Origin of the sequence: Chitinimonas koreensis (assembly GCF_014353015.1) — a bacterium.
GTDB lineage: Bacteria > Pseudomonadota > Gammaproteobacteria > Burkholderiales > Chitinimonadaceae > Chitinimonas > Chitinimonas koreensis.
In genome coordinates this window covers 561,388-574,905 of the sequence record NZ_CP060704.1, presented here as the reverse complement: position 1 = coordinate 574,905, position 13,518 = coordinate 561,388, and the positions used below count along the sequence as shown (strand labels likewise).

General features: G+C 63.2%; 23 protein-coding genes. 7 read left to right on the top strand and 16 right to left on the bottom strand.

Annotated elements, in window-relative coordinates; genetic code table 11:
* From H9L41_RS02420 to H9L41_RS02395, 6 genes are all read left to right on the top strand, one after another.
* Positions 1-867 (top strand): prepilin peptidase, encoded by an 867-nt coding sequence (locus tag H9L41_RS02420; RefSeq protein WP_034606803.1) that lies wholly within the window; start codon positions 1-3, stop codon positions 865-867.
* 2 nt (positions 868-869) lie between these two features.
* A complete protein-coding gene (gene coaE, locus H9L41_RS02415) occupies positions 870-1,490 on the top strand; it encodes a dephospho-CoA kinase (protein ID WP_028446059.1) in 621 nt (206 codons plus the stop codon).
* 71 nt (positions 1,491-1,561) lie between these two features.
* Positions 1,562-2,320: a cell division protein ZapD gene (gene zapD / locus H9L41_RS02410; protein ID WP_028446060.1), complete on the top strand. Its 759-nt coding sequence runs from the start codon at positions 1,562-1,564 to the stop codon at positions 2,318-2,320.
* Positions 2,320-2,505 carry a DNA gyrase inhibitor YacG gene (locus H9L41_RS02405; RefSeq protein WP_028446061.1) on the top strand — a complete coding sequence of 62 codons (186 nt, stop codon included), beginning with the start codon at positions 2,320-2,322 and terminating at the stop codon, positions 2,503-2,505. Before zapD ends, H9L41_RS02405 begins: the two co-directional genes overlap by 1 nt.
* Positions 2,506-2,605: 100 nt before the next feature.
* Positions 2,606-3,361: a GNAT family N-acetyltransferase gene (locus H9L41_RS02400; protein ID WP_028446062.1), complete on the top strand. Its 756-nt coding sequence runs from the start codon at positions 2,606-2,608 to the stop codon at positions 3,359-3,361.
* A 74-nt stretch (positions 3,362-3,435) separates the two neighbouring features.
* Positions 3,436-4,257: a lysophospholipid acyltransferase family protein gene (locus H9L41_RS02395; RefSeq protein ID WP_028446063.1), complete on the top strand. Its 822-nt coding sequence runs from the start codon at positions 3,436-3,438 to the stop codon at positions 4,255-4,257.
* Here H9L41_RS02395 and H9L41_RS02390 read toward each other — a convergent pair.
* A complete protein-coding gene (locus H9L41_RS02390; RefSeq protein ID WP_028446064.1) occupies positions 4,190-5,011 on the bottom strand; it encodes a symmetrical bis(5'-nucleosyl)-tetraphosphatase in 822 nt (273 codons plus the stop codon). The two genes, H9L41_RS02395 and H9L41_RS02390, sit on opposite strands and share 68 nt — an antisense overlap.
* 90 nt (positions 5,012-5,101) lie before the next feature.
* On the opposite strand from H9L41_RS02390, the gene H9L41_RS02385 reads away from it, so the two are divergent.
* A complete protein-coding gene (locus tag H9L41_RS02385; protein WP_051318971.1) occupies positions 5,102-6,010 on the top strand; it encodes an HDOD domain-containing protein in 909 nt (302 codons plus the stop codon).
* A gap of 64 nt (positions 6,011-6,074) precedes the next feature.
* Here the strand turns inward: H9L41_RS02385 and rplQ are convergent, their stop codons facing one another.
* The 15 genes from rplQ to rpsN form a co-directional block, all read right to left on the bottom strand.
* Positions 6,075-6,464, bottom strand: coding sequence for a 50S ribosomal protein L17 (gene rplQ, locus H9L41_RS02380; RefSeq protein WP_028446065.1), 390 nt, complete (start codon positions 6,462-6,464; stop codon positions 6,075-6,077).
* A 30-nt stretch (positions 6,465-6,494) separates the two neighbouring features.
* Positions 6,495-7,478: a DNA-directed RNA polymerase subunit alpha gene (locus H9L41_RS02375; RefSeq protein ID WP_028446066.1), complete on the bottom strand. Its 984-nt coding sequence runs from the start codon at positions 7,476-7,478 to the stop codon at positions 6,495-6,497.
* 48 nt (positions 7,479-7,526) lie between these two features.
* Complete coding sequence (gene rpsD / locus H9L41_RS02370) at positions 7,527-8,147, bottom strand: 30S ribosomal protein S4 (protein ID WP_028446067.1); 621 nt, start codon at positions 8,145-8,147, stop codon at positions 7,527-7,529.
* Positions 8,148-8,162: 15 nt separating this feature from the next.
* Positions 8,163-8,555, bottom strand: a complete 393-nt coding sequence (gene rpsK / locus H9L41_RS02365; RefSeq protein ID WP_028446068.1) for a 30S ribosomal protein S11 — start codon at positions 8,553-8,555, stop codon at positions 8,163-8,165.
* Positions 8,556-8,572: 17 nt separating this feature from the next.
* Positions 8,573-8,935, bottom strand: coding sequence for a 30S ribosomal protein S13 (rpsM, locus tag H9L41_RS02360; protein WP_028446069.1), 363 nt, complete (start codon positions 8,933-8,935; stop codon positions 8,573-8,575).
* A 74-nt stretch (positions 8,936-9,009) separates the two neighbouring features.
* Entirely contained in the window at positions 9,010-9,123 is a 114-nt protein-coding gene (gene rpmJ, locus H9L41_RS02355; RefSeq protein ID WP_018748524.1) for a 50S ribosomal protein L36, read from the bottom strand.
* A gap of 29 nt (positions 9,124-9,152) precedes the next feature.
* Entirely contained in the window at positions 9,153-9,371 is a 219-nt protein-coding gene (infA, locus tag H9L41_RS02350) for a translation initiation factor IF-1 (RefSeq protein WP_005674242.1), read from the bottom strand.
* 37 nt (positions 9,372-9,408) lie between these two features.
* Entirely contained in the window at positions 9,409-10,707 is a 1,299-nt protein-coding gene (gene secY, locus H9L41_RS02345) for a preprotein translocase subunit SecY (RefSeq protein ID WP_308417312.1), read from the bottom strand.
* Between the two features lie 34 nt (positions 10,708-10,741).
* Complete coding sequence (gene rplO / locus H9L41_RS02340) at positions 10,742-11,176, bottom strand: 50S ribosomal protein L15 (RefSeq protein ID WP_028446071.1); 435 nt, start codon at positions 11,174-11,176, stop codon at positions 10,742-10,744.
* Positions 11,177-11,362 (bottom strand): 50S ribosomal protein L30, encoded by a 186-nt coding sequence (gene rpmD, locus H9L41_RS02335; RefSeq protein WP_028446072.1) that lies wholly within the window; start codon positions 11,360-11,362, stop codon positions 11,177-11,179.
* Positions 11,355-11,876, bottom strand: a complete 522-nt coding sequence (gene rpsE, locus H9L41_RS02330; RefSeq protein ID WP_028446073.1) for a 30S ribosomal protein S5 — start codon at positions 11,874-11,876, stop codon at positions 11,355-11,357. The genes rpmD and rpsE overlap by 8 nt, the downstream gene beginning before the upstream one ends.
* Positions 11,877-11,885: 9 nt before the next feature.
* Positions 11,886-12,239, bottom strand: a complete 354-nt coding sequence (gene rplR, locus H9L41_RS02325; RefSeq protein ID WP_028446074.1) for a 50S ribosomal protein L18 — start codon at positions 12,237-12,239, stop codon at positions 11,886-11,888.
* 15 nt (positions 12,240-12,254) lie between these two features.
* Complete coding sequence (rplF, locus tag H9L41_RS02320) at positions 12,255-12,788, bottom strand: 50S ribosomal protein L6 (protein WP_028446075.1); 534 nt, start codon at positions 12,786-12,788, stop codon at positions 12,255-12,257.
* Positions 12,789-12,798: 10 nt separating this feature from the next.
* Entirely contained in the window at positions 12,799-13,194 is a 396-nt protein-coding gene (rpsH, locus tag H9L41_RS02315; RefSeq protein WP_028446076.1) for a 30S ribosomal protein S8, read from the bottom strand.
* 12 nt (positions 13,195-13,206) lie between these two features.
* A complete protein-coding gene (rpsN, locus tag H9L41_RS02310; RefSeq protein WP_028446077.1) occupies positions 13,207-13,512 on the bottom strand; it encodes a 30S ribosomal protein S14 in 306 nt (101 codons plus the stop codon).
* Positions 13,513-13,518 lie beyond the last annotated feature (6 nt).

Here is a 13,518-nt window from a genome sequence, read left to right as displayed (position 1 = left end):
ATGGCTGCGCTGTACCTGCTGGGCGAGCAGCCGCTGCTGCTCGTCGCCTACGCCTTGCTGCTCGGCCTGATCGTCGGCAGCTTCCTCAACGTCGTCATCCACCGGCTGCCCAAGATGATGGAGGCCGAGTTCCGCCAGGAATGCGCGCTGCTCGACCAGCCGGACGACGCCGAGCCGCCGAGCCGGCCGGTCTACAACCTGTTCCTGCCGCGCTCCGCCTGCCCTTGCTGCGGCCAGCAGATCGCCGCCTACGACAACGTCCCGGTGCTGTCCTGGCTGCTGCTGCGGGGGCGCTGCCGCCATTGCAGGACGCCGATCTCGATCCGCTACCCGCTGATCGAACTGCTCACCGGCCTGGTCACGGCCGGCCTGGCCGCCCAGTTCGGCTTCAGCATGGCGACGCTGGGCGCGATCGTGTTCGCCTGGTACCTGATCGCGCTGTTCTGGATCGATGCCGACACCTACCTGCTGCCCGACAGCCTGACGCTGCCGCTGCTGTGGCTCGGCCTGCTGTTCAATCTGGACGGCACCTTCACCTCGCTGCCGTCGGCGGTGATCGGCGCCGTGGCCGGCTATCTGAGCCTGTGGAGCGTGTACTGGATCTTCAAGCTGGTGACCGGCAAGGAAGGCATGGGTCACGGCGACTTCAAGCTGCTCGCCGCGATCGGCGCCTGGTTCGGCTGGCAGGCGCTGCCGATCGTCATCCTGGCTTCCTCGGTCGCCGGCGCGCTCATCGGCATCGGCCTGACGGTGCTGGCCCGGCGCGGCTGGAGCAAGCCGTTGCCGTTCGGCCCCTACCTGGCGCTGGCCGGCCTCGCCACCATGGTCTGGGGCCCGCAGCTGGCCCGGCTGATCTGGCACGGCTGAGCATGCGCGTCATCGGGCTCACAGGCGGGATCGGCTCGGGCAAAAGCACTGTCGCCAACCTGTTCGGTGCGCTCGGCGTACCGGTCGTCGATACGGACCTGATCGCCCACGCCCTCAGCCAGCCCGGCCAGCCCGGCGCCGCGGCGGTCGCCCGGCTGTTCGGCGCGGACTATCTCGACGCCGCCGGCGCGATCGACCGGCCCAAGCTGCGCGCACGCATCTTCGCCGACGCCGGCGCCAAGGCAGCCCTGGAAGCCGAGCTGCATCCGCGGATCCGCACCGAAACGCAACGCCAGCTCGCGGCCCTGCCGGCCAATACGGCCTATACGTTGCTGGCAGTCCCCTTGCTGTTCGAGACCGGCGCCTACCGCGACGCGATCGACCGGGCGCTGGTGGTCGACTGCCCGGAGCCGCTCCAGGTCGCCCGCGTGATGGCGCGCAGCAAGCTGACCGAAGCCGAGGTGCGCGCCATCATGGCGGCCCAGTTGCCGCGCGAAAAGCGGCTCGCCCAGGCCGACGACATCATCGTCAATGACGGCGACATGGAAAAGCTCGGGGTCGAGGTGAGGAACTTGCACAAGAAGTACACGCAAGCTTCTGAATCACAACAAGATTCATCTTAATGATTTGTCAAAGTGGTGTGAATCTTGCACAATCGGGCGCTGACAATGCTCCAGCACCCGGCCTGGCCACCGTGATCAGTTACGAATTCCCAGTCAACGAACGCATCCGCACCCTGCTGCGGCTGGAGGATTTGTACGACCGTGCGACCTTCTTCGCCAGCCGCGAACATGCGCTCGAGCACCATTCCGCCTTGCTGTGCCTGTTCGAGATCATGGAAGTGGCCGGCCGCGCCGACCTCAAATCCGATCTGCTGCAGGAGCTCGAACGGCAGCGCCAGTCGCTCGAAGGCCTGCGCGACAACCCGCAGATCTCCGAAGAAGCGCTCGACATGGTCCTGGCCGACATCGAGCACACCCACAGCCGCCTGCTCGAGCCGACCGGCAAGTTCGCCCAGCACCTGCGCGAAAACGAATGGCTGATGGCCATCAAGCAGCGCTCCGGCATTCCGGGCGGCGTCTGCGAATTCGACCTGCCCTCCTACTACTACTGGCAGCAGAAGCCGGTCGCCGACCGTCAGCACGACCTGAACGGCTGGCTGTCGCCGATGTGGTCGATCAAGGACGGTATCGACATCGTGCTGCGCATCCTGCGCAACAGCGCCAAGGTGGTCCACCTGACCGCGCGCGGCGGCGCTTTCCAGCAGATGTCGGGCGGCAAGGTGGTCCAGCTGCTCAAGGTGTCGGTACCGGCCAACCTGCCCTTCGTGCCCGAGCTGTCAGCCAACAAGTACGCCATCAACATCCGCTTCGTCTCGCCCGCGGTCGGCTCCGACCGGCCACGCCAGTGCGAGCACGACGTCGACTTCATCCTGGCCTTCTGCAACCTCTGATGTCCCAATCCCCACGCAAGGTCGCCTGCCCCGGCTGCGGCAAGCTCACCCCATGGTCGACCGACAATCCGTGGCGGCCCTTCTGCTCCGAGCGCTGCAAGCTGATCGATCTGGGCCACTGGGCCACCGAACGCTACCGCGTGGAAGGCGATACGCCGACCGAGGACGACGACGGCAGCCACTGAGCCGCCTTCATCAATCCGTCATCGCCGCGTCACCGGGCAGTCATTCCCTCGCTCTAAGGTGCCTCCTGAGATTTGCGAACTCATCAGGAGAATCAGCGCCATGCTGCAAGCAGACCGTCGCGAGCACCGAGAACAGCGCCGCACGCTTTCCGTATCCCTTGCCACCCATGCGGACGACGTCCGCGCCGCCCAAGCGCTGCGCTACAAGGTGTTCGCGGAAGAGATGGGCGCCCGCCTGAACAGCCGCGAGCCCGGGCTCGACATCGACCTGTTCGACGCCTGGTGCGATCACCTGTTAGTCCGCGACGACGACAGCAACGAAGTGGTCGGCACCTACCGCATCCTGCCGCCCGAGCGCGCCCGCAAGCTCGGCACCTACTACTCCGACACCGAATTCGACCTGACCCGGCTGCAGCACATCAAGTCGCGCATGGTCGAGGTCGGCCGCTCCTGCGTACACCCGGATTACCGTACCGGCGCGACGATCTCGCTGCTATGGTCGGGCCTCGCTGCCTACATGGGCAGGCACGGCTACGAATACCTGGTCGGCTGCGCCAGCATCAGCATGGCCGACGGCGGCCACATGGCGGCCAGCATCCACCGCGAGCTGAAGGCGCAGGCGCTGTCGCCGGTCGAATGGCGCGTCTTCCCCCGCTGCCCGCTGCCACTCGACGCGCTCGACACGCGCCAGCAGGCCGAGATCCCGCCACTGATCCGCGGCTACCTCAAGGCCGGCGCCTATGTCTGCGGCGATCCGGCCTGGGATCCCGACTTCAACACCGCCGACGTGCTGATCCTGCTACCGATGAGCCGGATCAATCGCCGCTACGCAAAGCACTTCCTGGCCGCCGAATGAGGGCCGCACGAGCGGTCCGATCGTTCGGATTCGCTGACAAGCCGCGGGGCACGACGCTACACTCGCGGCTTGCCATGAAAAAGACCGCCCTGCCCATCCGCGCCTGGCGCATCGGCCGCCTGCTGCTTCACCTCGTGCTCGGCGTGCTCGAAATCGCCCTGCTCTTCAAATTCCGCGATGCCGCCGGCCGCGCCGCGGCGATCTCGCGCTGGGCCCGCCGGCTCTGCCGCATCCTGGCCGTCGAGGTCGTCGTCAACGGCAGCCGCCCGGCCTTCCTGCCCGCCAATACGGTGCTGGTAGCCAACCACGTGTCCTGGCTCGACATTTTCGTCATGAACACCGTCAGCGTGTCTCGCTTCGTCGCCAAGGCCGAGGTGCGTAACTGGCCGATCGTGGGCTGGCTGTGCGTGCGGACCGGCACGCTGTTCGTCACTCGCGAGCGTCGGCACGATACTGCGCGCGTCAACCGCAGCATCGCCGATGCGCTGGCGGAAGGCAGCTGCATCGCCGTCTTTCCCGAAGGCAGTACTACCGACGGCTTCTCCCTGGCCGGCTTCAACGCCTCGCTGCTGCAACCCGCCGTCGACGCCGGCGCCGAGATCGTTCCGGTCGCGCTGCGCTACTACGACCGGACACGCATGCGCAGCAAGGCAGCCGCCTATGTCGGCGAGATGAGCCTGTTGGATTCGCTGCTGCAATTGCTGGTCGAGCCGCGCCTCGAGGCCGAGCTGCATTTCTTCGAGCCGATCCCGGCTAGCGGCCTGCATCGCCGCGATCTGGCCCGGACCGCAGAAGCGCTGATCGGCGAAAAGATCCGCAGCGACCTGCCTAACTCCAGTCAGTCTGTCGCGGCTGCCGCGACGGAACCTGGAACAGTCTCCCATCGTCCAGGCTGACTGCGCTCAAGGCACCGCCCCATACGCAGCCGGTATCGAGCGCGATCAGGTCCGGCCGGCGCAGCAGGCCGAGCGCCGACCAATGGCCACAGACCACGACCGCATCGCCAGACCGCCGCCCCGGCGCGTCGAACCAGGCCGTCGCCGGCGGCGGCACATCCTGCAGCTCGCCCTTGAACTTCATCTCGAGCCGGTCGCCGTCGAGCACGCGCATCCGGGTACAGGCATTCACGATCACCCGCAGCCGATCCCAGCCGGTCAGCCCCTTGCGCCAGCGGTCGGGCTGGTTGCCGTACATCTGGGCCAGGAATTCGGTGTAGCGCGCCGATTGCAGTGCCGCCTCGACCTCGCCCGACAGCGCAAGCGCCTGCTCGGCATCCCAGGCCGGCAGCAGGCCGGCGTGGACCATCAGGTAGCGCTCGTCGCGCCGTACCAGCGGCAGGCTGCGCAGCCAGCCGATCAGGACGTCGGCGTCCGGCGCCTCAAGCAGCGCGGTCAGCGTGTCGCCCTTCTTGAGCTTGGCGCAGCCGGCATGCACGGCGATCAGGTGCAGATCGTGATTGCCGAGCACCGGCTTCACACAGCTGCGGTTCTCGTAGGCCCAACGCAGCACTTCCAGCGATTCGGGGCCGCGATTCACCAGGTCGCCGACCGGATAAAGCACGTCGCACTCCGTATCGAACGCCATTTCCGCCAGCAAGGCCTGCAGCTCTTCGCCACAGCCCTGCAGATCGCCCACCACGTAACGCGCCATTTGCCATCACCCCTGATGCAAGAGCCCGGATTATAGCCATCGCTGGCAGCGCGCCCGCAGTGGCACTAGACTGCAGCGAGGAGCAAATCGATGATCGATCAGCCGCTAGGCAGCATCGACGCGTGGATGAATGCGTTCGAGTCCGCCGAAATCCCCATCCTGCAACACACCCAACGATCGCTTGCCGACCTCGCCGAGCGGGATGCGGACCTCACCGCGCGCGAACTGGGCCAGATCGCCGCACACGACGCCCTGCTGGTCCTGCAGACGCTGCGCCACCTACAGCAACACCGCTCCTCGCACCAGGTCACCGACGTCGCCACGGTCGAGCGCGCCATCCTGATGCTCGGCGTGACGCCGCTGCTGAACCGGTTCGCTCGCAACGGCACCATCGAATCGGCACTAACCCCTCATCCACATGGTTTGTCCGAAGTCCGCCGCATGCTGTTCCGCTCGCACCATGCCGCACTGTGCGCGGCCACCTGGGCGGGCTTCCGCCACGACATAGACGAAGGCGAGGTCGTGACCGCCGCCCTGCTGAAGGACGTCGCCGAGATCCTGGTCTGCTGCTTCGCACCCAAGCTGATCCTGCGCATCCGCGCCATGCAGCAACGCGCGCCGCAGCTGGACGATCACGTGGTGCAGAAGGCCGTCTTCGGCTTTCCGCTACAGGAACTGCAGCTGGCGCTGATCGCGCGCTGGAAACTGCCCAACGTGCTCAAGCTGCTGATGGACGAGCAGCAGGCGGAGCATCCGCGCGCCCGGACCGTCCTGCTCGCCACGGCGTATGCGCGCCACGCGGCGCGAGGATGGAACGAACCCGAGCTGGCCGCAGACCTCCAGGCCATCGCGTCGCTGACCGGCCTCGGCCTGGAAAAGGCCGAGCATGTGACGCTGCAGGCCTGCCGCAAAGCCTTCGAGAACAGGGCCTGGTACGGCGATATCGCGCTCGCGCCGCCGCCGGAATTGCGGCTTCCGGGCGACGACATCGATCAATAGCGCACACACAAAGCAAAAGAGCCAACCCGAAGGTTGGCTCTTTTGTAGAACGCAGTCGCTTGGCTTATTCAGCTTCGACGACGTCGGCGTGCTCGGGGCGATCGACCAGCTCGACCAGCGCCATCGGCGCATTGTCGCCCTGGCGGAAGCCGTACTTGAGGATACGCAGATAGCCGCCGTTGCGGTTCTTGTAGCGCGGGCCCAGCACGTCGAACAGCTTCAGGGTCAGCTCGCGATCGCGGGTGCGATCGAAAGCCAAACGCAGGTTGGCGACCGAACGCTCCTGCTTGCCCAGAGTGATCAACGGCTCGGCAACGCGACGCAGTTCCTTGGCCTTCGGCAGCGTCGTCTTGATGACTTCGTGCTTCAGCAGTGCGTTGGCCAGGTTGCGCAACATCGCCAGACGGTGAGACGTCGTACGATTCAGCTTGCGGTTACTTTGACGGTGACGCATGGTTTTTATCCCTTGTCTTTCCTGCCCGGATTAAGGCTTTTCCAGGCCGACCGGCGGCCAGTTTTCCAGCTTCATGCCGAGCGTCAGACCCTTCGAAGCCAGCACTTCCTTGATCTCGTTCAAGGACTTGCGGCCCAGGTTCGGGGTCTTCAGCAGCTCGGTCTCGGTACGCTGGATCAGGTCGCCGATGTAATAGATGTTTTCAGCCTTGAGGCAATTGGCCGAACGCACGGTGAGCTCAAGGTCGTCGACCGGACGGAGGAGGATCGGGTCGACCTGCGGCGCGCGCGGCGCCTCGGCTTCGACTTCGGTACTCTTCAGATCGGCGAACACGGCCAGTTGCTCGACCAGAACGCGGGCGGCATAACGTACTGCCTCTTCCGGGTCGATGGCACCGTTCGTTTCGATTTCCATCACCAGCTTGTCGAGGTCGGTGCGCTGCTCGACGCGAGCGCTCTCGACCGCGTAGCTGACGCGACGGATCGGGCTGAACGAGGCGTCAAGCAGGATGGAACCGATATTACGGCCTTCCTCCTTGTCAACACGCACGACCGCCGGCTGGTAACCACGGCCCTTTTCGACCTTGATTTCCATGGCAAGCTTGCCACCGGTGGACAGATTGGCGATCACGTGATCAGGGTTGACGATCTCGACGTCATGCGGGACTTCGATATCCCGGGCACGAACCAGTCCTTCGCCATCCTTCTTCAGCGTGAGCAGCGCTTCGCTGCGACCATGCAGCTTGAGCACCACGCCCTTCAGGTTGAGCAGGATGTCGACCACGTCTTCCTGAACGCCATCGAGCGCCGAGTACTCGTGCAGCACGCCGTCGATCTTGACCTCGGTCGGCGCGTAGCCCGGCATCGACGACAACAGGATGCGACGCAACGCATTGCCGAGCGTATGGCCATAGCCACGCTCAAACGGCTCCATCACGACACGCGCCTGGTTGGACGACGCTGCCTGCACATCGACGATGCGCGGCTTCAGCAAGTCATTCGCGTTGCTTTGCATAAACAATCAATCCCTTTATCGAAACGAGCGACGAACCAATAAGCTCAATTACTTCGAGTAGAACTCGACGACGAGCTGCTCGTTGATGTCGCTGGAGAGGTCGCCGCGCTCGGGAGCGCTCTTGTACACGCCCTCCATCTTCTTGCTGTCGACACTGACCCAGCTCGGGAGACCGATCTGCTCGGCCAACGCAAGCGCTTCCTGAATGCGGACTTGCTTCTTCGACTTCTCGCGCACCGACACCACGTCGCCAGACTTGACCTGGTAGGACGGGATGTTGACCACTTGGCCATTCACGGTGATGGACTTGTGGCTGACCAATTGACGCGCTTCCGAGCGGGTCGAGCCATAGCCCATGCGATACACCACGTTGTCGAGGCGGGCCTCCAGGATCTTCAACAGGTTCTCACCGGTCGAGCCCTTGCGGCGGGCCGCTTCTTCGAAGTAGCGGCGGAACTGGCGTTCCAGGACGCCGTAGATACGGCGAATCTTTTGCTTCTCACGCAGCTGAACGCCGAAGTCAGACAGGCGCGGTTGCTTGGCGCCATGCTGACCGGGTTTGCTGTCGAGCTTGCACTTGCTGTCCAGGGCGCGACGGGCGCTCTTCAGGAACAGGTCAGTGCCTTCACGGCGCGAAAGTTTACATTTCGGTCCGATATAACGTGCCATCTCGGGTCTCCGGGATTAAATACGACGCTTCTTCGGCGGGCGGCAGCCGTTGTGCGGTACGGGGGTAACGTCGGAAATGCTGGTGATCTTGAATCCCAGCGCATTCAACGCACGCACAGCGGATTCGCGGCCGGGGCCGGGACCCTTGATGCGGACTTCGAGGTTCTTGACACCGTGTTCTTGGGCAACTTTACCAGCGTGCTCCGCAGCCACCTGGGCTGCGAACGGTGTACTTTTCCGAGAGCCTTTAAAACCAGCACCGCCCGAGGTAGCCCAAGATAATGCATTCCCTTGGCGATCGGTGATGGTCACGATCGTGTTGTTGAAGGAAGCGTGCACGTGCACGATGCCTTCCGAAACACTCTTCTTGACTTTCTTACGTACACGCACTGTGTTTGCTTTAGCCATTGCGATTCCTTAAGTGCTTACTTCTTCCCGGCGATCGCCTTACGCGGGCCCTTGCGGGTGCGGGCGTTCGTACGGGTGCGCTGGCCACGGCAGGGCAGGCCCCGACGATGGCGCAGACCGCGGTAGCAACCGAGATCCATCAGACGCTTGATGTTCATCGTGATTTCACGACGGAGGTCACCCTCGACCGTGAACTTGCCGACTTCCTCACGCAGCTTGTCCATCTCCGTATCCGTCAGGTCCTTGATCTTGCGATCAGTGGGAACACCGGCGGTTGCGCAGATGGCCTTGGCGCGAGTCTGTCCGATTCCGTAAATGGCCTGCAGGCCAATCACGGTATGCTGATGATTGGGAATGTTAACCCCAGCAATACGGGCCATGATTTGCGTTACCCCAAATTTAAAAAGTCGTGGATTCTAGCACCAAGACCTGCTAGCGGCAATGCCGCTCAGCTTTAGCCTTGACGCTGTTTGTGCCGCGGATCCGTGCAGATCACGCGCACAACGCGGTTGCGGCGGATGATCTTGCAGTTGCGGCAGATTTTCTTGACCGAAGCTTGGACTCGCATCGCTCTATCCTTTCAAAAATAAACCCGCGTCACTTGGCGCGGAACACGATCCGTGCACGGGACAGATCGTAGGGCGTCAGCTCCACGGTCACCTTGTCACCAGGCAGGATGCGGATGTAGTGCATCCGCATCTTTCCGGAGATATGGCCAAGCACCACATGGCCATTTTCCAGCTTCACGCGGAAAGTCGCGTTGGGGAGGTTTTCCAACACCTCCCCCTGCATCTGGATGACATCTTCCTTCGACATGACTCGTTGGATTACCTATCGTTTACCGACAAGCGGTTCAACCGGCCTTGAAGTTGGCTTTCTTCAACAAGCTTTCGTACTGGTGCGACAGCAGGTAAGACTGAACCTGCGCCATGAAGTCCATCGTCACCACCACCACGATCAGCAGCGAAGTGCCACCGAAGTAGAACGGCAACTGCCATTGCAACAGCAGGAATTCAGGGATCAGGCATACGACTGCGATGTAGATCGCGCCGATCAGGGTAAGACGCAGGATCACGCGCTCGATGTACTTGGCAGTCTGATCACCGGGGCGGATGCCCGGGATGAAGGCGCCGCTCTTCTTCAGGTTGTCCGCGGTCTCCTTGGGATTGAACACCAGGGCCGTGTAGAAGTAGCAGAAGAAGATGATCGCAGCCGCGTACAGCAGTACATAGAGCGGTTGACCCGGATGCAGCATGTCGCCGACACGCTTGAGCCAGGAGAACGACTCGGAGTTTCCGGTCCAGGACAGCACGGTAGCCGGGAACAGGATGATGCTCGAGGCGAAGATCGGCGGAATCACACCGGCCATGTTGAGCTTGAGCGGGAGATGCGTGCTCTGGCCCTGCATGATCCGGTTGCCGACCTGGCGCTTGGCGTAGTTGACCAGCACCTTGCGCTGACCACGCTCGACGAAGACCACTGCAGCGGTAATCAACACCACGCCGGCGCCGAGACCGAGCACCAGCAGGATCGGCAAGGCACCCTTGCTGGCGAGCTCGAGGGTCTGGCCGATCGAATTCGGCAGACCCGCGGCGATGCCCGAGAAGATCAGGATCGAGATACCGTTGCCGAGGCCACGTTCAGTGATCTGCTCGCCGAGCCACATCAAGAACATGGTTCCGGTCACCAGCGTGATGACGGTGGTGAAGTAGAACTCGATCTGCCCCGTCAGCACCAGGTTGGGCTGGCGGTGCAGCATCACCGCAATACCGAAGCTCTGGAACGTGGCGAGCAGCACGGTCGCGTAGCGCGTGTACTGCGTGATCTTGCGACGACCGGACTCGCCTTCCTTCTTCAGCTCCTTGAGGGCAGGAATGACCTCGGAAGCGAGTTGAAGGATGATCGAGGCCGAGATGTACGGCATGATGCCGATCGCGAAGACCGTAAACCGAGACAGCGCGCCGCCGGAGAACATGTTGAACATGTTCAGGAGGCCCGCACCACTCTTCGACGTATCGAAGAGGTGTGCGAGCTCCGCCGGGTTGATACCCGGCACGGGGATGTGCGCGCCGATGCGATAAACGATCAAGGCACCGATCAGGAACCAGATGCGCTTTTTCAGATCCGCGAACTTGCTCGCGGTACTGGCCATCGCGGGATTCGCCACGTATATCGCCCTATCTCAATTACTCGACGATGCTGCCGCCGGCAGCTTCGAGAGCAGCCTTGGCACCAGCGGTCGCCACCACGCCACGCAGCTTGACGGCCTTTTCGACCGCGCCAGCCAGGATCAGCTTCACGCCACGGGCACCATGCGGAACGAGGCCAGCCTGCTTCAGAACCAGCAGGTCAGCTTCTTCCACCGGCAGACGGTTCAGGTCGCCCGTACGCACTTCAACCGTCAGACCCTTGGTCAGCGACTTGAAGCCACGCTTCGGCAAGCGACGTTGCAGCGGCATTTGACCGCCTTCGAAGCCCACCTTGTGGAAACCACCCGAACGCGACTTCTGACCCTTGTGACCACGGCCGCAAGTCTTGCCCAGACCGGAACCGATGCCACGACCGACACGCTTCTTGGCGTGGGTCGCGCCGTCGGCCGGCTTGATCGTATTCAGTTCCATTTAGCCCTCGCTTTTCAGCAGGTAGCTGATCTTGTTGATCATGCCGCGATTGGCCGGGGTATCGATGACTTCAACCGACTGGTTGATCTTCCGCAGACCCAGGCCACGGGCGCACGCCTTGTGCGCCTCGAGACGGCCGATCAGGCTCTTGACGAGCGTCACTTTGATCGTGCGAGCTTCAGCCATTTGCCTCTACCCCCAGGATGTCCTCGACGGACTTGCCGCGCTTGGCAGCGATGTCCGACGGCGTACGCAGCTTGGACAGACCGTCCAGCGTGGCGCGCACGATGTTGTACGGATTGGTGGAGCCGTGGCACTTGGCCGAGATGTTGGTCACGCCCATCACCTCGAATACAGCGCGCATCGGGCCTCCGGCCTTGATGCCGGTACCTTCGGGCGCCGGCTGCATCAGCACCGTGGTGGCGCCGTGCTTGCCGATCACCGCATGCTGCACGGTACCGTTCTTCAGGCTGATCTTGACCAGCTTGCGGCGAGCTTCTTCCATCGCCTTCTGCACGGCCACGGGCACTTCCTTCGACTTGCCCTTGCCCATGCCGACGCGGCCATCACCATCACCGACCACGGTCAGCGCGGCGAAACCCATGATCCGGCCACCCTTCACCACCTTGGTGACGCGGTTGACGCTGATCATCTTCTCCCGCAGGCCATCGCCGCGATCTTCGATATCAGACTTAGCCATGATTACTCCTTAGAATTCGAGGCCGGCTTCACGAGCGGCGTCGGCCAGGGCCTTGACGCGACCGTGGTAGTGGAAGCCCGAACGGTCGAAGGCGACGGCAGTGATGCCGGCCGCTTTCGCCTTCTCAGCGATACGCTTGCCGACAGCCGCGGCCGCAGCGACGTTGCCACCGTTGGCGATGTCCTTGCGGACCTCGACTTCCAGGGTGGACGCGCTGGCCAGCACCTTGCTGCCCGTCTCGTCGATGATCTGGGCGTAGATATGGCTGTTGGAGCGATGCACCGACAGGCGCACCACCTTCAACCCTGCGATGCGGGCACGGGTTTTGCGGGCCCTGCGCAAGCGAGTTTGGTTCTTGTCCATGATGTTCAGCCTCGATTACTTCTTCTTGGTCTCTTTCAGGACCACCACTTCGTCGCTGTAGCGAACGCCCTTGCCCTTGTAGGGTTCCGGCGCGCGGTAAGCGCGAATTTCGGCGGCGACCTGACCGACCTGCTGCTTGTCCACACCCTTGAGGATGATCTCGGTCTGCGTCGGGGTTTCAGCCTTCACGCCAGCGGGCATCTTGTGCGCCACCGGGTGGGAGAAACCGAGCGTCAGGTTGAGCGTCTCGCCCTGGGCCTGAGCGCGGTAACCCACGCCGACCAGGTTGAGCTTGCGCTCGAAACCCTTCGAGACACCGATCACCATGTTGTTGAGCAGAGCGCGCATGGTGCCGGACATGGCACGGGCGTTCTTGCTCTCATCAACGGCCTTGAAAGTCAGGGCATTGTTCTCGAGCGCGATCTCGACGGCGCTGTTCAGCGGACGCGAGGCCGTACCGAGCGGGCCCTTGACGACGATCTCGCCGCCGGCCAGCGTCACTTCAACGCCGGCGGGCAGAACGATTGGGTTCTTAGCTACGCGGGACATCGTTCACTCCTTACGCCACGATGCACAGGAGTTCGCCGCCGATACCCTGGGCGCGAGCCTTGCGATCGGTCATCACACCCTGCGAGGTGGAGACGATGGCGATACCGAGGCCGTTCATGACCTTCGGGATATCGTTGACGCCCTTGTAGATACGCAGGCCGGGCTTCGAGATGCGCTCGATGCGCTCGATGACCGGACGGCCGGCGTAGTACTTCAGCTCGATGTCGAGCTGGGGCTTCTTCTCTTCGCCCGAAACGGCGAAGTTCTCGATGTAGCCTTCATCCTTCAGCACGGCGGCGATGGCCACCTTCAGCTTGGACGAGGGCATGCTCACCGACGGCTTGTCCGCGCGCTGGGCGTTGCGGATGCGGGTCAGCATATCGGCGATGGGATCATGCATACTCATTCGTGATCTCCTTTACCAGCTGGCCTTGACGACGCCCGGGATTTCGCCGCGCATCGCGATTTCACGCAACTTGTTGCGGCCGAGGCCGAACTTGCGGAAGACGCCACGCGGACGACCGGTCACCGAGCAACGGTTACGCAGGCGGGTGGGATTGGCATTGCGCGGGAGAGCTTGCAGCTTCAGACGAGCCTCGAAGCGCTCTTCGTCGCTCACGTTCTGGTCGTTGATGATTGCCAGCAGCTTTTCACGCTTGGCAGCGAACTTCGCCACCAGCTTTTCGCGCTTCTCTTGACGGTTGATCAAAGCGAGTTTGGCCATGGCAAA